Origin of the sequence: Bacillus sp. JJ783 (genome assembly GCF_036963225.1) — a bacterium.
Lineage (GTDB): Bacteria > Bacillota > Bacilli > Bacillales > Bacillaceae_G > Bacillus_A > Bacillus_A cereus_U.
On sequence record NZ_JBALMG010000009.1, the window covers coordinates 54,106 to 54,734 of the forward strand.

The following is a 629-nucleotide window of genomic DNA, read 5'->3' on the forward strand; positions in this document are numbered from 1 at the left end:
AAAAGTAAATTTGAAGTTATGGATGGAGTAGATCAAATAATCTTTGAAAAGACTATTCAAAGCCATCATTTGTTTAAGGTTGATATACAAGAACGAATGTTCTTGATATACTGAAAAATAAAAAAGGTGCGTTTACATGACAAATTTTAGTAATATAATTGAAAAACTAGATGAAATGATTTACAAACCTAATAATCTATTAATTACTAAACGAAAAGAAGAAAAGCAAAATTCAGAATATGCAGGAAGGGTATTCCAGCTAAATGATAGAAGCATCCGATTTAGGGTATCAAAAATTACGCCTAATAAGATTGGACAATTTGTTTCTTTTTGGGAGAAGAATGCCTCCATGAGCAATCAGGCATTTTCTTATGATTCGGCTCCTAACCTTTTAGTTATTACTTGTATAGCGGATAATAAACTAGGACAATTTATTTTTCCAAAAGAGATTCTTCTAAAAGAAAAAATATTAAAAACTCAAAACCAAAAAGGGAAAATGGCTATGAGGGTTTACCCTATTTGGGATAAACCTGTTAGTAAGCAAGCTAAGAAGAGTCAACTGTGGCAACTTCATTATTTTGTCGATTTAAGTGATACTGAAAATGTAGCTACAGATAAATTATTAAACT

1 protein-coding gene is annotated in these 629 nt (G+C 29.9%); it reads left to right on the forward strand.

Annotated features, from left to right (window positions below; genetic code table 11):
• Positions 1 to 136: 136 nt before the first annotated feature.
• A partial coding sequence (locus V7038_RS02495; RefSeq protein ID WP_335468969.1) for a MepB family protein occupies positions 137 to 629 on the forward strand: 493 nt, incomplete at its 3' end.